This window comes from Candidatus Methylopumilus turicensis (assembly GCF_000953015.1).
Lineage (GTDB): Bacteria > Pseudomonadota > Gammaproteobacteria > Burkholderiales > Methylophilaceae > Methylopumilus_A > Methylopumilus_A turicensis.
In genome coordinates, this window is the sequence record NZ_LN794158.1 from 686111 (window position 1) to 712315 (window position 26205).

The window sequence follows — 26205 nt, forward strand, 5'->3', positions numbered from 1 at the left end:
CTACTATATGCAGTGCTTTAGTATCTGTTACTTATCGAACAAACAAATGATGCGATGCGCTTAGATGCTTTAGAATAACGCCTTTGTTAAAAGTTGGCTGACGTGAAGCTTAGAGATTCACGTTAAAGAGAAAGGTAAGTTTGATTCAATTCAAAAATCTCACGTTAACGCGTGGTGTTAAAGTGCTGATTGAAGGCGCTTCATTGCAGCTTCATCCAGGCCATAAGGTTGGTTTGACTGGCGCAAACGGTGCGGGTAAATCAAGCTTATTTGCCATGTTGCGTGGTGAGTTACATCCTGAGCATGGCGATTTGGAAATGCCGCCTAATTGGGTCATTGCCCACGTCGCCCAAGAAACGCCAGCGTTATCCCAAGAAGCCATAGAATTTACCCTTGATGGTGACGTTGAATTGCGCGCCATTGAAAACGCTTTGGTTGAAGCGGAAGCCAAACATGAAGGCGAAAAAATAGGCGAGCTACATGCACGCTTTAGTGAAATTGGCGGCTACTCAGCGCTCGCGCGAGCCGCTGAGCTGCTTGATGGTTTAGGATTTAAGAATGCAGACTTAAGTCGTCCAGTGTCTGACTTTTCAGGTGGCTGGCGCGTGCGTTTGAATTTAGCGCGCGCCTTGATGTGCCGTTCAGATTTGCTTTTGCTGGATGAGCCGACTAACCATCTAGACTTGGATGCGGTGATTTGGCTGGAGACTTGGCTTAAGGATTATCGCGGTACGCTCGTGCTGATTTCCCATGATCGAGATTTCTTAGATGCGATTGTGAATCACATCGCGCACATCGAACAGCAGCACCTCACGCTTTACAAAGGCGGTTATTCAGACTTTGAGCGTCAACGTGCCGAACGTCTCTCTCAGCAACAATCCATGTATGAGCGTCAACAGCGCAACGTCGCGCACTTGCAAAGCTATATTGAACGCTTCCGCGCCAAAGCAACTAAAGCTCGCCAGGCGCAGAGCCGCATTAAAGCGCTTGAGCGCATGGAAATGATTTCAGCAGCGCACATTGATACGCCGTTTGATTTTAGCTTTAGAGAAATGCAGAACGTGCCAGATCCATTGCTAGTGCTCGACGACGTGAGTGTCGGCTATGGCGATACCACCATTCTTAGCAAAATAGAGCTGGCTTTACGACCAGGTGAGCGACTTGGTTTGCTAGGCCGCAACGGTGCGGGTAAATCTACGCTGATTAAGCTCCTCGCAAGCGAGCTGGCCATGAAATCAGGTAAGCGGGTTGAAGGCAAAGACTTAAAGATAGGCTACTTTGCCCAGCATCAACTTGAGCAGCTTCGCCTAGATGAGTCGCCTCTTGAGCATATGCAAAAGTTAGACCCCGAAACCCGCGAACAAGAGCATCGTAATTATTTGGGCGGTTTTGATTTTAAGGGTGACATGGCAAGCTCGCCATGTGGGCCGTTCTCGGGTGGTGAGAAATCTCGCTTGGCTTTGGCTTTGCTGATTTGGACGCGTCCGAATTTACTATTGCTGGATGAGCCGACCAACCATTTGGATTTGGAAATGCGCCATGCACTCACGGTTGCTTTGCAAGAGTATCAAGGCGGCGTGGTGATTGTGTCGCATGATAGAGCAATGCTCAGAGCGACTTGCGACAAATTTATGCTAGTTGCACACGGCAAAGCCGAAGTGTTTGATGGTGACTTGGATGATTATAAAGATTGGCTCAATGCGCAAAAGCTCGCCGATAAACAGAGCTTGGAATCAAGCAAAGAGGTGCCAGCATCATCCAATAAAGTAGAACGTGCACAAAGTAAGGCTGATCGGCAAGCGCGGATTACTGAGCGTCGGCCTTTACTTAAAGAGACCGAGCAGATTGAAGCCAATATGGCGAAGTGGGAGCAAGATAAAACTGCTTTAGATACCAAGTTGGCTGACCCTGATTTATACAGCCAGAGCGATAAAAGCATTTTGCAAGACTTGCTCAAACGGCAAGCTGAACTGGTTCAACAATTAGCAACGGCAGAGATGCGCTGGCTAGAGCTGCAAGAAATGTTAGAAGCGTTGCCAGCAATCCAATAAAACAACTTAATTGAAGATAGAGAACGAAAAATGGCAGACCAACAATCTACAAACCAATATTCAAAAAACTTAAGCCTGCTACACGCACTTTGTTTGGCGGAAGGGCGCACGGAACATGATGCACCGCTCAGCAGTAATTTGGAAGATTACGATCCAGTCAAAGCAGCGAGTTATTTGGCGTGTTACATCACTGCCAAAGCGATTAAAGAAGCTTCGCGTTCGCCAGCCGATGAGCGTTATGACAACTTCGACATGCTCAGCGTTTATCAAGCATTTGCTTTGATGGTTTACGCCTATTTGGTCTTGCCGTTAGGTGCTGAGGATGTGGTGGCAGATTTAGAACAAGATCAAATCGTGATTGCTAAATCCCTTTTTGCAGAACTGACGAACGAAGAATTAGCGGATATTGTGGAATCTGGCATGCGTAAATTCCATTTGATTGGCGATGCGGATGCTGAACATTGGACGCATTTCCGTGAAGATTTTGATAAAGCCGTGATTGCTTTCTTGGTGGCAGGCACTGATGACGCGGCGCCGTTTGAAAAAGAGGAGCTGATTCCTGTGTTGGGTGCTTTTTTGAGTATGCTATGTGAGGCGTTTGCTTAACGATTTCTTTAGTTACTCTTGAAACTCGCCATCCACGTAATACCAACGCCTAGCAATGCGTCTAAATTGGCTAATTTCGTGGAGTTTTTCGGCTTTGCCATTTTCCTTGTAGCTGGCAATAAACTCGACAATGGCTTGGTCATCATTAGGATCAAAGCGCTTTACTTCGAGCCCTAGCCATTTGGTGCGGTCGTTGGCTAGGTTCAGATATTTGGGTCTAGTGTTCGGGTGCCAAGTGTTGAGTAAATATTCCTCTAAACCCAACACATAAGCACTATAGCGAGAGCGCATCAGCTTTTCAGCGTTGGGTGCGTCATTGCTTAGGTGGTAAGGCTCGCAGCAGTCTTGATAAAGCGAGCCGCTATCGCATGGGCAATCAATTCTGATCACGGGTTTTGGCATGTTGTTATTAGCAGTCGCTTAAGCAATCTCGCGTGTTTCACAAAATTGAATGTCTGGGTAACGCTCTTGTGCCATTTGTAAGTTCACGCGATTTGGTGCGAGATACACATAATCATCCGCGCTATCAAGCCCCACGTTAAAGCCATATTTGTCAGCGATGGCTTTTAGATCAGCGTCGCTGCCTTTTAACCAGCGTGTCGTGTGGCAATCATATGGCTCAAATATCATGTCAACGCCATATTCGTGCTCTAGACGGTGCGCCACCACCTCAAATTGCAAAATACCAACAGCGCCCAAAATCAAATCATTCGAGAGGAGTGGGCGGAATAACTGCGCTGCGCCTTCTTCCGATAGTTGCTTGAGGCCGATTTGTAATTGCTTCATCTTCATCGGGTTTTTAATACGTGCACGGCGGAAAAATTCAGGGGCGAAAGAAGGGATGCCAATGAATTTTAAGTTCTCACTTTCAGTGAAAGTATCGCCGAGTTTGATTGTGCCGTGGTTAGGAATACCGATAATATCGCCAGAGTATGCCTCGTCCATCGTAGTACGATCTTGCGCCATAAAGGTAATCGCATTGTTGACGGAGATTTGTTTGCCTGTGGCCACTTGTTTGATTTTCATGCCACGTTCAAAGCGACCTGAACATACCCGCAAGAACGCAATACGGTCACGGTGTTTTGGATCCATATTGGCTTGAATCTTGAACACAAAGCCAGAAAACTTGGCTTCGTTCGGCGCTACTTCGCGTGTCGCAGTTTTGCGGGCTAATGGGGCAGGGGATAACTCAACCACCGCATCTAATAGCGATTGCACACCAAAGTTGTTAATACCTGAGCCAAAAAACACAGGCGTTTGTTTGCCGCTTAAATAGCGCTCTTTATTAAAGGTGTTTGACGCGCCGCGAACTAACTCAACGTCCACGCGTAGCTCTTCTGCTTGGCGACCAAGTAACTCATCTAGGCGCGGATTATCCAAGCCCTCAATCACTTCAGAAGTCCCTTTTTCAGCGCGAGGGTCAAAGAATGAAACCACATCATTGTATAAGTGATATACACCGCGGAAGCCCTTGCCCATGCCAATCGGCCAAGTCATTGGCGCACATTCCATGCCTAATGTAGATTCAATTTCATCTAAGAGTTCAATGGGTGGACGGCTTTCGCGGTCTAGTTTGTTGATGAAGGTAATAATAGGCGTATCGCGCATACGGCAGACATTGAGCAACTTGATGGTCTGCGTCTCAACACCATTCACTGAGTCAATCACCATCACCGCAGAATCCACTGCGGTTAAAGTGCGGTAAGTATCTTCAGAGAAGTCATCATGGCCTGGGGTATCCAGCAAATTAATCATGTGGTCGCGGTATGGAAACTGCATCACTGATGAAGTCACCGAGATACCACGTTGTTTCTCTAGCTCCATCCAGTCAGATGTCGCATGGCGCGCAGCTTTACGCCCACGCACTTCGCCTGCGACTTGAATCGCGCCACCGAACCATAATAGTTTTTCGGTGAGCGTCGTTTTACCCGCATCAGGATGTGAAATAATGGCAAAGGTGCGACGGCGGGTAATTTCTTCTGGTAAGGATGACATGGCCAAAATCTAGAGTCGAAAAAAGCGCTATTCTATCCGAAATAGCGCTTAATCCGAAGGTAAAGCTAGGTTTGCTTGTGCTAGTTAAACGATAGGTTGTTTAAGTTGTTCCAAAATCGCGGGATTATCAAGGGTAGAAATATCCGAAGTAATTTCTTCGCCTCTCGCCAAGCTACGCAATAAGCGGCGCATGATTTTGCCTGAACGTGTTTTAGGTAAATTGTCACCAAAGCGGATTTCATCCGGTTTAGCAATCGGACCAATCTCTTTGCCTACCCACTCGCGCAGTTCAGCCACAATCTTCTTGGCCGCTTCGCCTTCTGGGCGGGCGCCTTTAAGTACCACGTAGGCGACAATAGATTCGCCTTTGATTTCATGCGGTTTACCCACAATCGCCGCTTCAGCAACTAATGGATTGGCGACTAAAGCAGATTCAATCTCCATCGTGCCGAGACGATGGCCTGATACGTTCAGCACATCATCAATACGCCCCATAATCCAGTAGTAGCCGTCATCATCACGGTGCGCTGAGTCGCCGGCGAGATAAAGGCCATTAAGCTCTTCTGGGAAATAAGATTTTTTAAAGCGTTCAGGGTTGCCCCAGATAGTGCGGATCATGGAAGGCCAAGGTTTTTTAGCAACAAGCAAGCCGCCGCCGGTGCCTTCAATATGGGTGCCATCTTCGTGAACAATATCCATCATGATGCCAGGGAGCGGCATCGTGCATGAGCCCGGTTTGGCATCAATCGCACCAGGAAGAGGCGCTAACATGTGCGCGCCCGTTTCGGTTTGCCACCAAGTATCCACAATCGGGCAACGCTCATTCCCCACCACTGTGTGATACCACATCCAAGCTTCTGGGTTGATTGGTTCACCCACGGTGCCGAGCAAACGTAAGCTTGAAAGATCGTATTGTTTAGGTAAGTCGCCGCCTAATTTAATGAGGGAGCGAATCGCTGTTGGCGCTGTGTAAAACACGCTAACTTTGTGTTTTTCTATCATTTGCCAGAAGCGGCCAGCATCCGGGTAAGTGGGGATGCCTTCGAAAATGACTTGTGTTGCACCTAGTGATAATGGGCCATAGGCGACATAGCTGTGACCAGTAATCCAGCCCACATCTGCGGTACACCAAAAAACGTCATTCTCTTTGTAATCGAACACCCATTTGATGCTCATCAAGGCGCCTAGTAAATAGCCGCCTGTAGAATGTTGTACACCTTTAGGGGTGCCGGTGGAGCCTGAGGTGTAAAGGATAAATAATGGGTGCTCTGCGTTGACCCATGTTGGTTCACACACGTCAGATGCTTTGCTTTCTAAGTCTTGCCACCAAAGGTCACGGCCTTCAGTCCAAGCGACTTTAGATTTTGTGCGTTGGCACACGATGACTTTGGTCACCGCCTCACAGCCGCCTAAAGCCAACGCTTCATCCACGGCGGTTTTAAGCACAACAGCTTTACCGCCGCGCATGCCAGCATCGGCCGTGATGACTAATTTAGCACCAACGTCGGTAATGCGTTCGTGCAGACTTTTGGCTGAGAAGCCACCAAACACGACTGAATGAATAGCGCCAACACGTGCACAAGCTTGCATGGCAACGACCGCTTCAATGCCCATCGGTAAGTAAATAATCACGCGGTCGCCTAAAGTGATGCCTTGGTCTTTCAGTGCATTGGCAAAACGGCAAACACGTTGGTGTAATTGTTGGTATGTGAGCTTAGTAACTGAGCCGTCGTCTGCTTCAAAAATAATCGCAGTTTTGTCGCCTTTAGTCGCAAGGTGGCGGTCGATACAGTTGTATGAGGCGTTGAGTTCGCCGTCATGAAACCAGCGGTAAAAAGGGGCCTTACTTTCATCTAAAATTTGGGTGAAGGGCTTGTGCCAGTCAAGTTCAGTGTTGGCTAGGTTGCCCCAAAAGCCTGTGTAATCTTGCTCGGCTTGTTGGCACAAGGCCTTATAAGCGGCTAATCCAGAAACAGTGGCGTTTTGTTTGAATGCCGGAATGGGCGCAAATACCCGATTTTCCGTGAGCACAGACTCGATTGATGACATTGCATTTCCCCCGATAAAGCTTAATTATTTTTATATGATCAATTTACAACTTATAAGAGGGATAATAACATTTTCAAGGTCGATTTCTAGCCACCTGATGGCATTTTTAATGGTTGAGACTTAAGGATTAAGAAGCATTACATGATCACACCTTCAGCTTTTGAATCAGTACCACAATACGCCTATGTTCAACATGCCATGGCTTGTAGCCCCTTTGTGAGCCGCTTGCTAGCGGGTGATGGCGAATTGCTGCCTGATCTGATGCAAAAAATAGCCACGAGATATAGCCGTGATGAAATGCTGGCTTATCTTGCAGGTCAATCGATTAGTGACGAAGCAACTTTGAAGCGTGCGCTACGTAAGCTAAGACAGCGTGTGATGTTGCGCATTATCGTGCGTGACTTAAATGGCTTGGCGGACTTTGCCGAAGTGGTGCAGTCGGTGAGTGATTTAGCAGAAGTTGTTGTGCGTGTTGCATTAACCCATATTGAAGCTAGTCTCAAAGACACTTATGGCGAGCCAATTGGCGAGAGCGGCAAGCCTCAATCTTTGATTGTGATTGGCATGGGTAAGTTGGGTGGCTTTGAACTCAATGTGTCTTCTGACATTGATTTGATTTTTGCGTTTGAAGAAGATGGTGAAACGAATGGTGCAGGCCTTAGTGATGGAGAGCAAGGTAAGCAAACATTAAGCAATCATGATTTTTTTACGCGCGTGGGAAAGAAGCTGATCGCTACGATTGATGAGATTACCCAAGATGGTTTTGTGTTCCGTGTGGATATGCGTTTACGCCCTTATGGTTCAGAAGGCCCACTGGCTTGCAGTTTGGCGATGCTGGAAGAGTATTACCAAAATCAAGGCCGTGAGTGGGAGCGATACGCATGGATTAAAGGGCGTGTGATTGCAGGCCCCGCAAAAGTGATTGCGGATTTGTTACGACCTTTTGTGTTCCGTAAATACTTGGATTATGGCGCGTTTGCTTCAATGCGCGACTTGAAAGTGCAAATTCAGCGCGATGTGAACAAGCGTGATATGCATGACAACATCAAGCTAGGTCGGGGTGGTATTCGTGAAATTGAATTTATCGCCCAAGTTTTTCAGTTGATACGTGGCGGTCAAGATGTGAGTTTGCAGATTAGGCCTACCCTTGCCGTCATGGCTTTATTGCGCGATAAGAAGTTATTGCCAGAAAATACCGTGGATGAACTCTGTACTGCTTATGTATTTTTGCGTGATTTAGAACATAGGCTTCAGTATGCCGAAGACCAGCAAACTCAAACATTACCAACCAATGACGAGGGTAAGGCGCGTCTTGCACTAGCGATGAATTGCGAAAGCTGGGATGCATTGCATGCCAAGATAGAAGCGCATCGCCAAATAGTGGACAAGCATTTTAGTGAGGTGTTTAGCGACCCGAAAGGTGAGCAGGCAGAAGATCTGCGTATTGTGGAAATTTGGCAGGGCACAATCGCAGATGAAGAAGTCGTCGCGCGGATTAAAAGCTTGGGCTATTTAGATGCAGCGCAAACCCTAAGCCGTTTGCGCGGATTAGCCCATAGTGCAAAATACAAGCAATTGCCAGAATTAAGCCGTCAGCGCTTTGATCAATTGATGCCGTTGGTGATTGCGTTGGCCGTGAAGGAAGATGATCCGGATACTGCCTTATTGCGTGTATCGGACTTGCTGGAAAATATCTGCCGCCGTGCCAGTTATTTGGCTTTGCTGGCCGAATATCCTGCCGCTTTAAATTTAGTGATTCGATTAACGTCTGCCAGCCCTTGGTTAGCACAATATCTATCTCAACATCCTGTTTTATTAGATGAACTGCTAGATACGCAGCATTTATATGCTGTGCCAGATTTTGCCTTGATGCGCGAAGAACTCAAGCGACGGTTGGCTGAAGTAGAAGGCGATGTTGAGCGTCAAATGGATGTCATGCGGCACTTTAAGCATGCAGCGGTATTTCGGTTCGCGGCAAAAGATGTGGCGGGAGAGTTGCCACTTGAAACCCTGTCTGATTACCTCAGTGAATTAGCCAACCTTATTTTGCAGGTTACGCTTGAAACAGTATGGCCCACACTTAAGGCTAAACATCGAGAGGTCCCTCAATTTGCGATTGTGGGCTACGGCAAACTAGGCGGTAAAGAGATAGGCTACGCCTCTGATTTGGATATTATTTTTCTCTACGATGATGAAGCGCCTGATGCGGGGCAGATTTATGCGCGTTTTGGTCAACGCATTAACAATTGGCTGAATAGCCTTACTTCAGCAGGCATGCTTTACGAAACGGATATGCAACTCCGTCCCGATGGGGCTAGTGGCTTGTTAGTCAGCACTGTGGATGCGTTTAGTGCCTATCAGCAGCACAAAGCTTGGGTCTGGGAGCATCAGGCGATTACCCGTGCTAGGTTTAGCGCTGGTGATGTGGAGATAGGTAAAGCGTTTGAGCAGATTCGTTGCGATGTGATGACGCAGAAGCGTGACATGGCTACGCTGAAAAAAGAAGTGGTCGAGATGCGCCAAAAAATGCGTGCAGGGCACGTGATTCCTGCGGATGTGTTTGACCTGAAGCAAAGCTTAGGCGGCATTATTGATGTGGAGTTTATGGTGCAATATCTAGTATTAGCGCACGCGCATCAACATCCTGAGCTGACTGAAAATATTGGGAATATTGCTTTGCTCGCAAGGCTTGCAAGTTTGGGTGTGATTGAAAAAGCACAAGCTGAGGCGGTGGCGAATGCTTATCGTGAGCTGCGTAAGAAACAACACGCGCTTCGCTTGCAAGGCCACACTAAGGCGCAAGTGAGTCTCCATGAGGTCGCGCATCTTGTTGCGTCAGTAAAGTCCTTGTGGACGAAGTTGATGGCTTAATGTTGTGCTAGTTTTTTAAACTTGTTGATGTTTTTCAAACTTACCAAAGTGCAACATAATCGTTGGCAAAATGAGCAAGTTCAAAATCGTCGAGGTAATTAAACCGCCGACAATAATGGTGGCCATTGGGCCTTCAATCTCACGGCCTGGTTGACCGCTGCCTGCGGCGAGCGGCAACAGACCCAATGCTGTCACAAGCGCAGTCATTAAGATGGAGGGGAGTCGTTCAGAGGCGCCTTGAATCGCTGTTTCTAAGCCCCATTTCATGCCTTCTTCATCAATCAGGTGTTGGTAGTGTGAAACCAACATAATCGAGTTTCGTAAGGTAATCCCGAATAGGGTCACGAAGCCAACAAGTGATCCAAGCGAAATCCAACCCCCTGTGAGCATCACCGCAAACACGCCGCCGATTAAGGCAAACGGCAAGTTGGCAAACGTCAGTAATAGATTACGTAGTCTGCCAAACGCGATATACAACATCAAGAAAATGCCGACGGTGGCGAGTAGCGAGTGCACGATCAGATCTTCACGTGATTTGGCTTGGGCTTCCGCCTCACCAGTAAAAGCAAGATAGTTACCTGGTGAAAGATGGACTTCTTTTTGGAGTTTGGTTTTTAGCTCGTCAGTGAAGCCTTGAATGTCACGACCACTGACATTGGCTGTCACGGTTTGAATACGTTTTGCGCCGGAATGCAAAATCTTTGAGCGTCCGTTTTCTTGAGTAATGTCCGCAATGTCGCCAAGCCTCACTAGCTTGCCCTCATTGTTCGTGATAGGCAGTGTACTAATTTGGCCGATATTGTTGCGCGAGGCGGGGTCAAGTAAGACGCTCACGCCAACCACGCGGCTCGCCTGATATACCTGCGCAACAGGCACGCTTTCGTAAGATGCGCGGATAGTGTCTAACACATCGCTTGCTTGTAAGCCCCATTGCAATAGCTTTTCTGATCGCAAGCGAATAGAGATTTGTGGTGTGCCAGGCGGCGACTGTACCAGCACATCTTCAGCGCCTTGCATGCCGGCTACTACGCCAGCCACCGCTTGTGCATCGCGATCTAAAGCATCTAAATCATGGCCATAAATATTGATGACTTGTGAGGCGGCATAGCCAGAAATGGTTTCCTCGATACGCTCAGTCAGAAAAGTGTTAATGGCAAAGTTAACCCCAACAAAGCCAGGTGGGGTTGGGCCATCCTCATCTTTATCGATATTTTCATCATCAATACCAGAGAGATGCTCACGGATTTCTTGAAGAATGCGGGTTTGTTCTTCACCTGAAAGCGTGCCGATTTCGATTTCAAATTCACTGTAGTGGGTGCCAAAAGTGTCGGCGGCATTCGGTGCGCGACCCACCCATTGCGCAATACTGCGCACTCCTTTAATTTCGCTCAAGGAAGCGGCGACTTTTTGACCCACGCGCAATGATTCTTGCTCAGAACTGCCGGGCACTAGCGTCATGTGCATAATAAAATGGCCTTCATGCAAGGCAGGAATGAATTGGCTTTTAAATAGTGGCAGCACGCCAAGACCAAGTGCAATTAAAGCGACACTAATGGCAATCGTCATTTTGTAATGCTGTTCAACGCGATGCAAAAGCCTGACGTAGCGTTTTTTAATGTAGCTAATCATCGGCGAGTCTTCTGCGCTGAGTTTTGCCTTACCTAGCATTAAATAACAAAGGGCGGGCGTGAGTGTGAGCGCGACTAACAGTGATGCCAAAATTGCTGAGATATAAGCGATGCCAAGTGGCGCAAATAATTTACCTGCAACGCCAGTTAAGGTGAGGAGTGGCATAAACACCAAGGCAACGATAATGGTGGCGTAAACCACTGAGCTACGCACTTCCATTGAAGCGTTAAACACCACTTTGTGGATGGGCTGTGGCATGGCCAATAAACGGTTTTCACGTAAGCGTCTAAAGATGTTTTCGGTATCAATAATGGCGTCATCCACAACCTCACCTAGTGCAATAGCTAGACCACCCAACACCATGATATTTAAACCAATATTGAAGTAACTCATCACCACGATCGCAGTGAGTAATGACAATGGAATAGCGGTCGCTGAGATAAAGGCTGTGCGGGCATTAAACAAAAATAAAAACAGAACCGTGATGACTAAAATGGAGCCAATTAAGATGTCAGTTCGCACGCCTTTAATGGCGGTTTCAATAAAGTTAGCAGGCCGGAATAGGCCTTCGTGTAATTTGATCTGGTCAGCCTCAAGCGATGGTTTGATTTGCTGAATGGCTTTTTCTAAGGCCTGGGTCACGCCATGCGTGTTAGCACCCAATTGGCCTTGCACGGAAAGGTAAATGCCTGGTTTTCCATTAATCGCCGAGGCGCTAATCGATGGTGCGGCGCCTTCGACGACTTGGCCAATGTCGCCCAATCTCACGGTTTGTCCGTGACGATGTAGGAGCGTTGTTTTCGCAAGCTCTGCAGGTGTGCGGGCTTGACCTTCGGTATTGATGACAATACGTTGGTTGTTGTTCTCAATAAATCCAGCACCGCGCACGCCTGTGGCCTTGCTCGCGGCATTCATGACTTCCTGCATGGATAGGTTGTACAGCACTAGTTTGTCTGGATTCACTTGAATTTGGTACTGCTTCACATCACCACCAAATACGTTCACATCTGCCACGCCTTGCACAGCCATGAGGTGTGGACGTAAGGTCCAATCCACCATGGTGCGCAGTTCCATGAGTGATTTGGTCTCCGAGGTGATCCCAATACCCATAACTGTGCTGGCAGCGGAGGTCAGCGGGGTGATATTCGGCGTAATGCCATTCGGTAGTCTATTTGCAAGTGTGGCAAGGCGCTCGGCCACCACTTGGCGGTTGCGATAAACGTCCGTGCCTTCTTTAAAAATCACGGTGACGACAGAAAGCCCAGGAATAGATTGTGATCGCATTAACTCGATGCCGACCGTTCCCGCAATACTATGTTCAATCGGCTGACTGACTAAGGATTCAACTAAATCTGTAGAAAGCCCTGGCGACTCGGTTTGGATCACCAGCTGTGTAGGAGAGAACTCAGGGAATACATCTAGATTGCTACGTGTCAGGCTATAAATGCCATACATCACAATTAAACTGGCGATGCCAATAATGACACCGCTAAAACGAATGGAGAACCTAACGAGGGCGGACATCATCACAATTAGTCCTGATTCTCATTTTTGATTTGGTACTTAAACTCTTCTGAGAGTAAAAGTTGTGCCCCATTGATCACTAAATCATCCCCATCAGCGAGGCTCGCACTCTGGTTAAACCAGCCGCCGTTTATTTCATTGTCGGTATTAATCGGCAATCGAACAAAACGGTCTTCGCTTTGCTTTTTGTACACCCATGGTTTACCAGCGTACCAAACCACTGCTTTAGCAGGCACGATGATGCCATTGCTTGTTTTAGTATTGTTTGGAGTAGCCTTCATTTCAACACTTACACGCATACCGGCACGTAAGTTTTCAGCTGGTGCTCGGAAATAATAGGTGCGGCCTTGTATGGTCGTGTCGGTTTGTGGTGCAGCGGCAACAAGTTGGGCGCTAATTACCTTGGTTTGCGCTCCGGTCGGCACAACGTTGATGCGTTCACCTGCGCTCACGTTGCTATCAGTTGGCAATGTAATCAACAGTAACACTTCTTTATGTAAGAGCAGTGCCTGGAAGTTTGCGCTTGCAGGTTCCTTCGTTGCTTCGTTAGCGAGCGATTCACCCCATGTTTGACGCATGGTGTCATTGAGATTACTTGCCTCAGTTTCAGCGGCTTGCACTTTCGCTTGATCTGCTTTGAAAGCCGCTTGTGCCGCTAACATGACTTGATCCGAAACGTTTTTATCATCTTTGTTGAGGGCTTGCATACGCTGAAAGTCTAGTTTGCTGTTGGCAAGCGATGCCCGTGCAATCGTGGCATTCGCTTTCGCATTTAAATAGCGCGTACGAAGCTCAATCAGCGTATCAATACTCAGCACATTCCCAAGTGTATTTAAGGTCTTTTGATGCTGGCTAACATGCAGGCTGGCCGTTTGAATGTCGCTTTGCTTCTGTGCCTCGAGGCTCAGTGTAACAACCGTCGCACCTTTTACCTCATTGACGCGGTTTGGTGTTGCGACTTCCTCTTCTTGCGCTTGATTGTAAGTGTCGTATTCATCTTTTCCATAAAACACCAATACCCAAAAGAGTACGATGATTAAAAAAGCTTGAAGCCCAATCACTAAGGCAACTTTACGGTTCATGGTGAGGTAGTCCTGGTTGGTTTGTTGCTTGTGGAGTCTGCATTAAATGAGGTGATATCGCTTGGCGTCGTTAGACGATTATCTAATGGACGTTGTAACACATCCTCAAGGTTCAATTTCGCAACTTGCGTCAGATAGGTCGTGTTCAATACGCTCTGTTTGGCGATAATATTTTCAAGTAGCGTCGTCGTAAAGGCTAAACGGTCTGCAAGTCCCGCATTAAATTGTCGCTCAGTTTGCTCGGTGCGCTTTTGTTGATTTTCTAGTAAGGTCTGCGCTTTTGCGCGAGAGGCGATCGCCGATTGGTAGCTTGCTTTTGCTTGATTTAGATCGCCGATGACTTTGGCTTGGAGGGCTTCAAATTGTGCAACTTGAACTTCACGTAGGCTGTTTGCCTCAGCGATTAAGCCGCGATTTTTGTTGATCAGTGTCAGCAGACTTGAAAAGCCTAAAGACCAAATGTTGTCACCTTGATCCAAAGTTTTAGAGGGTGAAAAAGTCATGTCCGGATATTGTTTGGCGATTTCCAAGCGTAATTTCGCTTCTGCAGCTTCATAACGGGCTAAAGAGGCGCGAATATCTAAGCGATTAAGCAGGGCTTCGTATTGTAAAGCGTCCATGGTGACTGGCTCAGTTTGCCCAAATGGTTTGATGATGAGTAGTTTGAATTTACTTAAACTTAAGCCTGCATCATTGGCAAGTGCCGCACGTAAAGTATCGATACGCCCAGCTTCGGTCGTATAAGTTTGTTCGGTTTTTTGTAAGGCAATGCGCGCATTACTGACTTCAATGTTGGATGCCATCCCGGCGTCTAAACGTTTCACGAGCATATCGACAATGGAGGTTCTGAGGTCAACTTCATTGTTGAGTGTGGCTAACTGTGCCAACGCATATTGATAGGCCAGCAAGCTTTTTGCCACACGGCTATGCACTTGCCATGCGGCTTGTGCAATCTCAATGCGGGCGGCTTCAGATAAGCTAGCCGCTTGTGCAATTCTAGCCTCACGTTTGCCAGCAGTTATTACTGGAATATCAATGCCAAATTGGTAAGTCCATGGAGATTTGTCTGTGGCTTGGCTGTGATTATCTGCATTGCCCTTAATGCCTATTTCTGGGCGCTGAGCCGCAGTGATTTGCGCTGCCTGTGCCGCACGCCACTGCGCGCGAGCTAGATTCAGGTCGGGATGGAAAAATAACGCACTTAGGGTCAGCTCATTTTCGCCCCATGCGCTAATTGGAAGCTGATCTGCTGGAAAGGCCTGCGCAATTAAGTAAGCTTGAAAATCTGAATCAGTGTTTGCACGTTGCTCAAGCTTTGCCACTACTTTTGCTGGCTCAATCGGCTGGGGGAGGTAAGATTGAAAGCCGCAACTGCTGACCATGATGGACAGGCTAATGATGCTAGTGATGTGATTGAATGCTTTTAGTTTCAAACGTCGATCTCGATAAGCTAATTTTTACGCGTAGCGATATTACATGCCATGCAAGACTTAGGCAATTTTGAGGCCCTCGATTCGGCTAGTTAACGATTTCAGCATGCGCCGCACTTAGCGCATCTTTAAGTGTTTCTTCTGGTAGCGCATTGATGCTTGCTGCCAACAGTTCAGCGGCTTCTTCAGTGCCATTTGGCAAGCTATGGCTATCAAGCTCCGCAACTAGGCCAGCAGCGACGCCAGTGACTTTCAGTAATGCTTGGCGCTCTCGCATAAGCATCTCAAGCTCGCTGCGTAACATGTTGATTTCTTCTTGATTGATGGTGTGTGGCATTTTGTATCCTTGAATTCGATTGTACTTATCTGATTTTCGCTCAAACTTAAGCTTTTACATAGACATTTCAAATTTTAATGGTTTTCGGAAATTTGCTGAGCTATAATGCACGCCTCGTTGGGGTTCATGCCCTGACAAACTCATGAAGCATTACTCATGACTACCTGCGAGAGTGGCGGAATTGGTAGACGCACTGGATTTAGGTTCCAGCGCCGCAAGGCGTGAGAGTTCGAGTCTCTCCTTTCGCACCAGCTTTTTATTTTCCTTGTTGTAAAAAATCACTCCTTTTTAAGTCAATAAGCTTTTAAGTCAATAAGCTAGCTAAAAACTTGGATTTTGCATCTGATTACCATGCGACATGGGTACTTCAATCAGGTAAAATTCAATGCTATGTCAGTCAATTTATCTCAACCTTCATTTGTTCATTTGCGTTGCCACAGTGAGTATTCCATTGTGGACGGAACGGTGCGTATTGATGATTACGTAGCGCATGCCACAAAAGACCAAATGCCAGCCTTGGCATTGACAGATTTAAGCAATTTATTTGGCGCGATTAAGTTTTACAAAGAAGCCCGCGGCAATGGCGTTAAGCCGATTTTAGGCTGTGATCTTTGGCTTGAAAATTCAACGAATCGCGACCAGCCTTACAGGGTGATGTTGCTTTGCCAAACATTAGTGGGTTACACCAAACTTTGCGCGCTGATCAGTCGCGCTTATCTTGAAAATCAATATCGTGGTAAACCGGAAATTAAACGCGAGTGGCTGATTGAGGCTGGTTCAGAGGGTTTAATCATGCTCTCTAGCGGCATGATGGGTGATATAGGCCAAGCGCTTTTACAGGGTAATACCGCAACCGCTAAACAGCTCGCACAAGCTTGGGCAGATTTATTCCCTAACCGTTTTTATATCGAACTTCAACGCGCAGGCCATGCGCAACAAGAGGCTTATATTTCTCGTGCTGTGGCGCTGGCTTCTCAGCTGGCCTTGCCTGTGGTGGCAACACATCCTGTGCAGTTTATCGAGACGGAAGATTTTAAAGCACATGAAGCGCGGGTGTGTATTGCGGAAGGCTATGTGCTGGCTGATACGCGTCGTCCTAAAGCATTCACCGAAGATCAATATTTCAAAACCCAAGCAGAGATGAATGCGCTTTTTGTGGACATTCCAGAGGCTTTGGCGAACAGCGTGGAAATTGCCAAGCGTTGTAATTTAACGCTTTCTTTGGGTAAAAACTTCTTGCCACAATTTCCTACACCTAATGGCGAGGGTTTGGATGAGTATTTGGTTACACAAGCGCAAGAAGGTTTGCTTAAGCGCTTAGAAGTGCTTTATCCAGATGCTGAAAAGCGTGCCGCCAAAGCCCCAGAATATGAAGCGCGACTTGCCTTTGAAACCAGCATCATTATTCAAATGGGCTTCCCTGGCTACTTTTTAATTGTGGCGGATTTTATTAACTGGGCTAAGCATAACGGCGTGCCTGTTGGCCCTGGCCGGGGCTCTGGTGCGGGTTCAGTTGTGGCTTATAGCTTGGGCATTACCGATCTTGATCCATTGCAATACGCCTTGCTGTTTGAGCGCTTCTTAAACCCAGAGCGGGTTTCTATGCCCGACTTCGATATCGACTTCTGCCAAGAAGGTCGTGACCGCGTCATTGATTACGTGAAGCAAAAGTACGGATTGGAGGCGGTTTCTCAAATCGCCACTTTCGGTACCATGGCGGCTAAGGCCGTGATTCGCGACGTCGGGCGTGTGCTTGATTTGCCTTTTAATTTTGTGGATGGCATTGCAAAGCTTATTCCGTTAGAGCTTGGTATTACGCTTAAAGATGCGCTTGAGAAAGAGCCGCAATTAGCGGAACGTCGTGAGCAAGAGGAAGAAGTCAAAGAGCTACTTGAGTTAGCGCTTCGCCTTGAGGGTTTAACGCGTAACGTCGGTATGCATGCCGGTGGTGTGCTAATTTCACCAAGTAAAATTTCTGACTTCTCTCCGATTTACTGTCAAGCCAATGGCGATAGCTTGGTGAGCCAATACGATAAAGATGACGTAGAAGCGGTTGGTTTAGTGAAGTTTGACTTTTTGGGCTTACGCACACTGACGATTTTAGAAATGGCCTTGGTCAATGCGAACGCGCAGCGCGCGGAGCAAAATCTGCCAGCGCTATCATTTGAGACCTTGCCGATTGACGACAAGCCAACTTATCAGCTTCTAAAATCAGCCAATACCACAGCGGTATTCCAGCTAGAGTCACGCGGCATGAAGGACATGCTTAAACAAGCAAAGCCTGACTGCTTTGAAGATATTATTGCCTTGGTGGCTTTGTATCGTCCTGGTCCGATGGACTTGATTCCAGACTTCTGCCGTCGTAAGCATGGCTTACAGCGCGTGGAATATCCGCACCCAGCAGTTGAGCCTATCCTCAAGGAAACCTACGGGATTATGGTGTATCAAGAGCAGGTGATGCAGATTGCGCAGGTCGTCGGAGGCTATAGCCTTGGCGGCGCTGACTTGCTTCGTCGTGCCATGGGTAAAAAGAAAAAAGAAGAAATGGATGCCCAGCGTGCCGTTTTTGTGGACGGCGCTAAACAAAAGGGCACGCCTGAAAGGCAAGCCGCTGATTTATTCGATTTAATGGAGAAGTTTGCGAGCTACGGCTTTAATAAATCGCATGCGGCGGCTTATGCCTTGGTGGCTTACCATACGGCCTATCTTAAAACGCATTATCCTGCGGCTTTCTTAGCCGCTACTTTGTCTGCAGATATGAACAACACAGACAGCGTGCATATTTTTTATGATGACTGTGTGGGTAACGGGGTAGAGGTGCTGCCACCGGATATTAATCAAAGTGAATTCAAGTTTAAGCCCATCAGTGATAAGCAAGTGTTATATGGCTTAGGTGCCCTGAAGGGCTCAGGTGAGGCGGCGATTGAAGTGATTCTTGCGGCGCGTCAGCAAGATGGGCCATTTAAGGATTTATTCGATTTTTGCGCGCGCTTGGATTTGCGCAAAGTGAATCGCCGCGTGATTGAATCGCTCATTCGTGCCGGCGCGTTTGACAAACTAGAGCCTAATCGTAATGCTTTGTTAGCAGGGGTCAATTTAGCCATTAGTGCAGCCGAGCAAAGTGGTGCGGCAAGTGGTCAAAATAGCTTGTTTGGTGCGGTGTCTGATAGCGCTGCCCATATTTTGCCTAAGGTGCCAGCTTGGGCTGAGCCTGAAAAGTTACAACAAGAAAAAGTGGCGCTAGGTTTCTACTTGAGCGGCCATCCATACCAAGCCTATCAAAAAGAATTAACAACATTTGTGCACACAGATTTAGGTAATCTTAAGCCACAAGATCAACCGCAACTCATGGCTGGTGTGGTAATGGGCGTCCGTATTCGCATGACCCAGCGTGGCAAGATGGCGATTGTGACTTTAGATGATGCTAAATCCCGTGTTGAAGTGGTGGTGGGGAGTGAGATGCTTGCGCAGAACGCACATCTGATTAAAGAAGACCAGCTGTTGGTGATTGAAGGTCGCGTAAGTCATGATGACTTCTCGGGTGGTGTGCGTGTGAATGTACGTAAGATTTACGACATTGCTTCAGCACGCAGTGCGTATGCCAACATGCTGAAAATATCCTGCAATGGTCAGGCCGACGCAGTGAAATTACGCGAGCTTTTAGCGCCTTATTGCCGCGCTAATGCTGAACAAAATAATCGTGGTTGTGCGGTAAAAGTGGAGTATCACAACAGCCAAGCGAGAGTAGAAATGATGCTTGGCGAGCAATGGCGTGTAGAGCTGCATGATGATTTATTAATCGGATTAAAAGCTTGGTTAAGCGAAGAAAACGTAAAAATCCTCTATAATTAAACCTAATTTTGATAAGACCCCATCTTGATATGAAAACAAGCTTTTTAGATTTTGAACAACCCATCGCTGAACTTGAAGCGAAAATTGACGAATTGCGCCACGTGCAAGATGGCTCTGCGCTTGATATCAATGACGAAATCAATCGTCTGCAAAAGAAAAATCAAGAAATGACAAAAGATATCTACGGCAAGCTCACTGCTTGGCAGATCTCTCAAGTCGCGCGTCATCCACAACGCCCTTACACCTTAGATTACATCCAACATATATTTACAGACTTTGAAGAACTGCATGGCGACCGTGCTTTTGCGGATGACCCTGCCATTGTTGGTGGCTTAGCGCGTTTTGATGGCAAGTCGGTGATGGTGATTGGTCAACAAAAAGGCCGCGATGTTAAAGAGCGTCAATATCGTAACTTCGGTATGCCACGTCCAGAGGGCTATCGTAAAGCTTTGCGTTTATATCGCATGGCTGAAAAATTCGGCTTACCTATCATCACCCTCATTGACACCCCGGGTGCATATCCTGGCATTGGTGCTGAAGAGCGCGGCCAATCTGAAGCGATTGCACGTAATCTTTATGTCATGGCTGAACTTAAAACACCGATCATTGGTGTGATTATCGGTGAGGGTGGCTCAGGCGGTGCATTGGCACTTGGCGTGGTCGATCAACTATTGATGTTGCAATATTCCACTTACTCCGTGATTTCACCAGAAGGCTGTGCTTCTATTCTATGGAAGAGTGCAGATCAAGCGTCAGTGGCAGCAGAAACCTTGGGCATTACTGCATCACGCCTTAAAACGGCGGGGTTGGTTGATCGTATCGTGGCTGAACCGATGGGCGGCGCACATCGCGACCAAGAGCAAATGATGCAGAACTTGCGTAAAGCCCTTGGCGAAGAATTAAAAGCGGTTGAAAGTAAGCCGATTGATCAACTATTAGCGCAGCGTTATGAACGTTTAATGAGCTATGGTAAGTTCCAAGAGGTTGCTGTTAAAACAGCAGCGCCTAAGCGCTAACTTTAAATTCAATCTTTCTCGATTGGCCATGCTGACTTTATATGTCATCCCGGACTTGCTCAGGGATCCATTTTATTAAATCAAATTTGGACCCCGGAGCAAGTCCGGGGCGACATTAAAATTATATTTTATTAAAACGACTATATTTGGTTGGTAAAAGCGTCCCTTAAAAAGGTTTCAACATTACAAAAGCTTCAACCCACGCACTCCGTAAAGCCCGCATTCAAGCCAACACGCCTGATGCGGGCTTTATGCGTATTCATGCGCAAGTGACGCAATTCTTAAGCCAAGCAATCCCTTTAAACCCAACACCTACTTTGCTTCTCGCATTTAGCGGTGGTGTTGACTCTTGTGTGTTGCTGCATGCTTTAGCCCAAGCTAAAAAAACACTCAACTTTAATCTTAAAGCAATGCATGTGCATCATGGTTTAAGTCCAAATGCCGATCAATGGGCAGACTTTTGTGCTCATACTTGTTTAGCTTATAAAGTGTCGCTCGAAGTCATCAAGTTGAACGTTGAGAAGGGGGCTGGCTTGGGCTTAGAAGCGGCGGCTCGCGAAGCCCGCTATCAAGCTTTATTAGCGGCTAACGCAGATTACATCTTGCTAGCTCACCATCAAGATGACCAAGCAGAAACCTTATTACTGCAATTACTCCGAGGGGCTGGGTTAAAAGGCTTGTCCGCAATGGCGGCGCAAGATTCAGATAGAAGCTTGCTACGCCCCTTGCTCGATATTCCAAGGTTAGAGATTGAGGCTTACGCAAAAAGCGCTAAATTAGCTTGGATAGATGATGAGAGTAATCTCGATACGCAATATGACCGCAACTATTGTCGCCATGAAGTAATGCCGGTGCTTAAAGCACGTTTTCTGGCAGCTAGCGCAACCTTAGCCCGCTCAGCAGCCCACATTGCCGAAGCGGCTGATTTGCTCGATGAACTCGCGGAAATCGATGCGCAAACTTGTTTGCTTAAAGGTCTAATGAATGTTGAGTTATTAGCCGCATTAACTTTGCCCCGCGCAAAAAATCTATTTCGTTGGTGGTTATCAAGTTTAGGATTTTTAGCCCCCAGCAAAGACAGACTGGATGACATGCTGACTCAGCTAATGATTGCAGGCGCTGATGCGAGCATTAAAGTGATGTTAGATAAAGCAAACGATATCTACCTCAGGCGTTATCAAGGCTTTGCCTATATCGAAAGTAATCATCCTGAACAGGCCTCTGAAATCACCATGATTTGGCAGGGTGAAGATAGTTTGACCATGCCAGATGGCACGCAATTATTTTTTGACCGTAAACAAGGCGAGGGCTTAGCGATAGATCGACTTGGTGGGCACAAGCTCCGTATTGCTAGTCGTCAGGGTGGGGAGCGATTCAAGCCTGATTTGGCCAGGCCAACGCGTACGCTCAAACATCTACTCCAAGAAGCGAATATGCCACCTTGGTTACGTGAAAGATTGCCGCTGATTTACTTAGATGACACGCTGGCTGTGGTGCCACATATTGGGGTGAATTGCATGATGCAAGCCACTGAGCGTGACATGGGCTTGGTGATTACCTGGGCAACTGATAGCAAGGCTTAGAACATAAAAATTTAGGACATAGAAAAACAGCGCCGCAAGGCGCTGTTTAAAAATGAAGATTTGTATTTAGGAGGTTCATGATACGACCTCATGTTAACTCGCTATTCTATTGCCACCAACGGAATAGCTCCCGATAATCGTTAGGAGATACTCCCAAACACAAAAGCTATCAATTAATCTAAACCGATTTGGTAAACTTCTTCTTCGATTTCAACGATTTTACCTGTCACCGCATCGACTTCAACTTCCCATTCTTTGCCGTCAGTGCCTTTAATATCAAATTCGTATGAGATCGAACCGTCTGCTTCGATCGAAGTTTCTGTTTCGATGATCTCACCTGGTTTAGCCGCTAAAGCAATTTTCTTAGCATCTTCAAGTGACACTTTTGCTTTTGAAGCAAAACGCGGGTCTTTTATGTCAATCTCTTCTTCAGCTTCTGTTAGTTTGCCTGTTTTTGCATCACATTCCACTTCCCACTCTTTACCGTCTTTACCCTTGATGTCGAACTCGTAGATTGGTTTACCATTTTCGATTTCAGCTTCTAATGAAATCACTTGGCCTGGGTATTTTGCTAATGCTGCTTTTAAGCAAGTCTCTACTGCACCTTTGTGGGCAGGGGCTGCGAATGCTGGAAGGGTGACCAAAAGTGCTGCAAGTGCGAGTGAAATTTTCTTCATAACTTTTCCTTAATTAAAAATACCAAATAGATAAAACGACTTAAGCCAAGGGCGGCATATTAAGTGGGTTCTTTTTACTGAGGAATACGACTTATGACGGATAAGAAAAGTTTCAAACTTGGCAATGAATGTTTAATCAGGAAAAGGGGCTAGAAGCTCCTCTAAAAAGTAGGCGGACAGTTCGGTACGATTTTTCAATTTGGCTTTGTGATAAACCGATGCCGCTTGGTCACGAATTGTTCTTTCTGAGGTACCGCGAAGACCAGCGATTTCCTCTAAGCTAAAGCCTTTAATGATCAAAAGCGCGACATCTGTTTCGGCTTGTGTTAAGCCCCATTGCTTGAACTGCTGGTGAATTTTGATAGATAAGCCGTCAATAAGTGTCTTGTTTTGATTTTGCCAATATTTAAGTTCGGTGGTGTGTTCAGAGATGTTTTCTTTGACCGCATTAATGCTTTTTTTGTCGAGCGTGTAAAAACCATAGCCTATATATGCAATATAAATAATCACTAGGTAAATCAAAAATTCAATGGCTAAATGCCCAAGGTTAATTCTCTCGCGAATATCAAACGAGATATCAATCAAAAACAAAATCACAATCAAAGCAATTGGCAGCCAAAGTTTGGTTAATAGCTGTTTAACCTTCAGTTCATGAAGATGAAAGTTAAACTTAGGCAAGTGCTTGCCTTTGTATTTTTGCTTGCGCTAAAAATATCAAATGTTGATAGCAAAAAATGGTGCCAATCACTGGCAGTAACAAACTAATGAAAGCAATCGGCTGGGGCGCGTGTTTAGTCGCGGTTGATAGCTCATCTAATTTCGCGGTCAAAAAAATCTGAGCGTAAATAAAGGCGACCGTGGCAATGATGATAGGACTGATGCTGTGGTAAAAGTAATCAATTAAAGCCGCCCCGCCCAGTAGTGAAATACAGCAACACCAAATTAAAAATAAATGGCTTGTTTCTTTAATAAGGCTATTAAACGCAGACGCACTTAAGGGTGCTCGCAAAGGTTGGAGATCTGCTGGGTCAGAATAAAGTGACTTTCCGCAGTGATGGCAATAATCGGCTTTTTTTAAGATAGATTGGTCGCAATAGGGGCAGAAGCCTGCAAATTGCTCGCTGAATACAATCGCCAAAATGATTACTCGGGTTAGAAAAAAGGTAACTAATACTATTCTGGCAAGTGTAGTTTGTATCGTGAGATGCTCCCGATTATTGGTGGGAGATTTTCCTAATTTCTGATTGGTGTTTTTGTTGTGTCACCCCGCATATTGGCGTGTGAATAATCTGTGTTAGCCGATATATTCCACGGACAAGATCGCTGCGGTCTGATGCGGGGTCCATGTTGACTTTTGATATCAACATGGATGCCGCATCGAGTGCGGCATGACATGGGTAGGGAGCAACATCATGTGCGGCATTAAAGCGAGAGAAAGGGATGATGCATCGACTGCTGAAAGACAGCGGGGTGTTTGGAATTGTAAAACTAACTCTCAATCAACCCGCAGCGAATGGCCAGCCTCACCATTTCAACTGGGCTATTGATGCCGAGTTTTTGTTTAATGGTAGTTTGATAATTAGCCACAGTTTTTAAACTAATATTCAGTGTAGTAGCGATGCTACTTAAATCCACACCATCAACCAACATTCTAAAAATTTCAAACTCTCGCGCTGAAAGCGACTGCATCGGGTCGCCCTGCGTGTTGTGCATTTGTAGGGCAATTTTGTGTGAGATTTCTGATCCCAAATAAGTCTGGCCTGTCATGACCCACTGAATCGCATTGCTCAGTTCTTCAGCGAGTCCGCTTTTAGCAAGGTAGCCTTTTGCGCCCGCTTTGAGTGCTTGGCTAGCAAAGGCAGCATTTTCATGCATGGACAGCACTAAAATTTTGGCGGTAGGGTATCGCGCAATCATGCGTTTAATGGTTTCCATGCCGCCGATGCCTGGCATACTTAAATCCAGCACAGTGATGTCTGGTAAATGTTCACCAAAAATTTGATAAGCGCGTTCGCCGGTTTCCGCTTCAGCAACAACGCTAAATCTTTCGTCTTGCTCAAGCAGACGACGAACGCCAGCCCTCACCACGGCGTGATCATCAACAAGCATTACTCGGATGGGGTTGTTTGTGCTCATTCGTTATTTTCTTAATAAGGCTTGATCGCTATCCAAGCGTTGATTTCCGTGCCGTTGCTAGACTGGATATTGAACGATCCGCCAAGCCCTTCAACGCGTTCACGCATGCCGGGTAAGCCAAAGCCGCTGCTTTGTTCAGCTAAAAAGCCTTTGCCGTTATCTTTCACCATCACCTGAAGTCCGTCCTTACCAGACTGAGTAAGCTTGAATACCTCTATATTGACTTTGGAGGCTTCCGCATGGCGCGCCACATTAGTCAGGCTTTCTTGCACAAGACGATAAATAGCCACGCTGATCGCCTCGCTCAGGTCTTCATTAATGCCGCTTATCTTAATCTCGCAGGCAATGTTTTTGTGTCGCGATTTCCATGTATCCACTAAATCCTGCAAAGCAAGCGCAAGGCCTAGCTCATCAAGAATACCAGGGCGTAGCTGTTGGAGCAGGCCGCTCACCATATCAATCAAGTGCTTTGAAAGTTGGCTAATGGCGATAGCACTTTCTTTAAGCTCAGGATATTTTTTATCAGCGACTTTCGAAATCACGCTTGCATCAGTATTAATCGCGGTAAGGCATTGGCCAAATTCATCATGTAACTCACGTGCTAGGTTTTTACGCTCTTCCTCTTGCAGGGTAATCAGTTGTTGAGTCAGTTTGTGATTTTGCAAAATGCTCAGTTGAAGCTTTTCCACCATGCGGTTAAATTTTTCGCCGATGCGCGATAACTCAGGCAGCTTAAAAGCGGGGAGGCGAGCCGCTAAATTGCCATTTTCAAGCTCATTGAGTGCATCTAAAATTTTATTCGTTGGCTTGAGTGCTTGCGATACCGCCCACATCACCATGAGGTTAACCAACACAAAAAATATCAACACAAGGGTGAGGAGGTCAGTAATTTGTTTCCACTTCTCGGCATATTCATACGTTGGATCAGGCGTAATTACCAACTCACCCAAAATAATGCCCTGATATTCTAATTTGCGGACAGAAGGCTCCCATTGTTCAGTAAGCTGATTTAGCAAGCGCTCAAACCAAGCCGGCGCCTCATTCTGAAACGTCTGACCATCTTGGGTTTGGTTGCTATCAATCACCTTGCCCATGCTATCAATCAGCTCAATCTTTAAATGCCGCATGTGCTTGAGTTGCTGAAGATGAAAGCCGTTGGTTGCGAGCTTTCTTTGGGCTAAGTTAGGGTCGTTGAGAATCGCTGTGTCAAACAAATAAAGCACTAATTTCTCAGCCGAAACAACCTCTGCATGCGCGTTTTGACGCGCATTGTTGAGCGATAAATAAGCGCCAGCAAACATCACCACCAAAAGAAGCGCGGTAATAATTAAGTTTAAGCGGAGTTTAAGGGTCAAGGTTTGTTACCT

At 46.6% G+C, this 26205-nt stretch carries 18 protein-coding genes and 1 tRNA gene; 7 read left to right on the top strand and 12 right to left on the bottom strand.

What is annotated here, in order from left to right:
* Nucleotides 1-140 precede the first annotated feature (140 nt).
* Entirely contained in the window at nucleotides 141-2051 is a 1911-nt protein-coding gene (locus BN1209_RS03550) for an ATP-binding cassette domain-containing protein (protein ID WP_045750982.1), read from the top strand.
* A gap of 30 nt (nucleotides 2052-2081) precedes the next feature.
* Nucleotides 2082-2657, top strand: a complete 576-nt coding sequence (locus BN1209_RS03555) for a hypothetical protein (protein ID WP_045750983.1) — start codon at nucleotides 2082-2084, stop codon at nucleotides 2655-2657.
* A gap of 12 nt (nucleotides 2658-2669) precedes the next feature.
* On the opposite strand, the gene BN1209_RS03560 is transcribed toward BN1209_RS03555, so the two are convergent.
* The 3 genes from BN1209_RS03560 to acs all read right to left on the bottom strand — a co-directional run bounded on the left by BN1209_RS03560 (nucleotide 2670) and on the right by acs (nucleotide 6701).
* Complete coding sequence (locus BN1209_RS03560; protein WP_045750984.1) at nucleotides 2670-3059, bottom strand: YchJ family protein; 390 nt, start codon at nucleotides 3057-3059, stop codon at nucleotides 2670-2672.
* 18 nt (nucleotides 3060-3077) lie between these two features.
* Nucleotides 3078-4652, bottom strand: a complete 1575-nt coding sequence (locus BN1209_RS03565) for a peptide chain release factor 3 (RefSeq protein ID WP_045750985.1) — start codon at nucleotides 4650-4652, stop codon at nucleotides 3078-3080.
* A gap of 84 nt (nucleotides 4653-4736) precedes the next feature.
* Nucleotides 4737-6701: an acetate--CoA ligase gene (gene acs, locus BN1209_RS03570; protein WP_045750986.1), complete on the bottom strand. Its 1965-nt coding sequence runs from the start codon at nucleotides 6699-6701 to the stop codon at nucleotides 4737-4739.
* A 141-nt stretch (nucleotides 6702-6842) separates the two neighbouring features.
* Here acs and glnE point away from each other — a divergent pair, with 141 nt between their 5' ends.
* Nucleotides 6843-9572, top strand: coding sequence for a bifunctional [glutamate--ammonia ligase]-adenylyl-L-tyrosine phosphorylase/[glutamate--ammonia-ligase] adenylyltransferase (glnE, locus tag BN1209_RS03575; protein ID WP_045750987.1), 2730 nt, complete (start codon nucleotides 6843-6845; stop codon nucleotides 9570-9572).
* 15 nt (nucleotides 9573-9587) lie between these two features.
* On the opposite strand, the gene BN1209_RS03580 is transcribed toward glnE, so the two are convergent.
* The 4 genes from BN1209_RS03580 to BN1209_RS03595 all read right to left on the bottom strand — a co-directional run bounded on the left by BN1209_RS03580 (nucleotide 9588) and on the right by BN1209_RS03595 (nucleotide 15574).
* Nucleotides 9588-12728, bottom strand: coding sequence for an efflux RND transporter permease subunit (locus tag BN1209_RS03580; protein ID WP_045750988.1), 3141 nt, complete (start codon nucleotides 12726-12728; stop codon nucleotides 9588-9590).
* Between the two features lie 5 nt (nucleotides 12729-12733).
* Nucleotides 12734-13807, bottom strand: coding sequence for an efflux RND transporter periplasmic adaptor subunit (locus BN1209_RS03585; protein WP_045750989.1), 1074 nt, complete (start codon nucleotides 13805-13807; stop codon nucleotides 12734-12736).
* Complete coding sequence (locus BN1209_RS03590; protein ID WP_144402539.1) at nucleotides 13804-15240, bottom strand: TolC family protein; 1437 nt, start codon at nucleotides 15238-15240, stop codon at nucleotides 13804-13806. Before BN1209_RS03590 ends, BN1209_RS03585 begins: the two co-directional genes overlap by 4 nt.
* 85 nt (nucleotides 15241-15325) lie before the next feature.
* On the bottom strand, nucleotides 15326-15574 hold the full coding sequence (locus BN1209_RS03595; protein WP_045750991.1) for a hypothetical protein: 249 nt from the start codon (nucleotides 15572-15574) through the stop codon (nucleotides 15326-15328).
* Nucleotides 15575-15740: 166 nt separating this feature from the next.
* Here BN1209_RS03595 and BN1209_RS03600 point away from each other — a divergent pair.
* The 4 genes from BN1209_RS03600 (at nucleotide 15741) to tilS (ending at nucleotide 22025) form a co-directional block, all read left to right on the top strand.
* Nucleotides 15741-15825 (top strand) — tRNA-Leu (locus tag BN1209_RS03600).
* A 139-nt stretch (nucleotides 15826-15964) separates the two neighbouring features.
* The gene (gene dnaE / locus BN1209_RS03605) at nucleotides 15965-19426 is read left to right on the top strand and encodes a DNA polymerase III subunit alpha (protein WP_045751944.1); all 3462 of its coding nucleotides are present in this window, start codon (nucleotides 15965-15967) and stop codon (nucleotides 19424-19426) included.
* A gap of 29 nt (nucleotides 19427-19455) precedes the next feature.
* Complete coding sequence (locus BN1209_RS03610) at nucleotides 19456-20442, top strand: acetyl-CoA carboxylase carboxyltransferase subunit alpha (protein WP_045750992.1); 987 nt, start codon at nucleotides 19456-19458, stop codon at nucleotides 20440-20442.
* Between the two features lie 251 nt (nucleotides 20443-20693).
* The gene (tilS, locus tag BN1209_RS03615; protein ID WP_045750993.1) at nucleotides 20694-22025 is read left to right on the top strand and encodes a tRNA lysidine(34) synthetase TilS; all 1332 of its coding nucleotides are present in this window, start codon (nucleotides 20694-20696) and stop codon (nucleotides 22023-22025) included.
* A gap of 173 nt (nucleotides 22026-22198) precedes the next feature.
* Here tilS and BN1209_RS03620 read toward each other — a convergent pair whose 3' ends face one another.
* The 5 genes from BN1209_RS03620 to BN1209_RS03640 form a co-directional block, all read right to left on the bottom strand.
* A complete protein-coding gene (locus BN1209_RS03620) occupies nucleotides 22199-22702 on the bottom strand; it encodes a PepSY domain-containing protein (RefSeq protein WP_045750994.1) in 504 nt (167 codons plus the stop codon).
* A gap of 132 nt (nucleotides 22703-22834) precedes the next feature.
* Nucleotides 22835-23380 carry a helix-turn-helix transcriptional regulator gene (locus BN1209_RS08875; protein ID WP_052661086.1) on the bottom strand — a complete coding sequence of 182 codons (546 nt, stop codon included), beginning with the start codon at nucleotides 23378-23380 and terminating at the stop codon, nucleotides 22835-22837.
* On the bottom strand, nucleotides 23373-23840 hold the full coding sequence (locus BN1209_RS03630) for a hypothetical protein (RefSeq protein WP_045750995.1): 468 nt from the start codon (nucleotides 23838-23840) through the stop codon (nucleotides 23373-23375). The genes BN1209_RS08875 and BN1209_RS03630 overlap by 8 nt, the downstream gene beginning before the upstream one ends.
* Before the next feature lie 350 nt (nucleotides 23841-24190).
* Entirely contained in the window at nucleotides 24191-24838 is a 648-nt protein-coding gene (locus BN1209_RS03635) for a response regulator (protein ID WP_045750996.1), read from the bottom strand.
* A gap of 11 nt (nucleotides 24839-24849) precedes the next feature.
* Nucleotides 24850-26193, bottom strand: coding sequence for a histidine kinase (locus BN1209_RS03640; protein ID WP_045750997.1), 1344 nt, complete (start codon nucleotides 26191-26193; stop codon nucleotides 24850-24852).
* Between the last annotated feature and the right edge of the window lie 12 nt (nucleotides 26194-26205).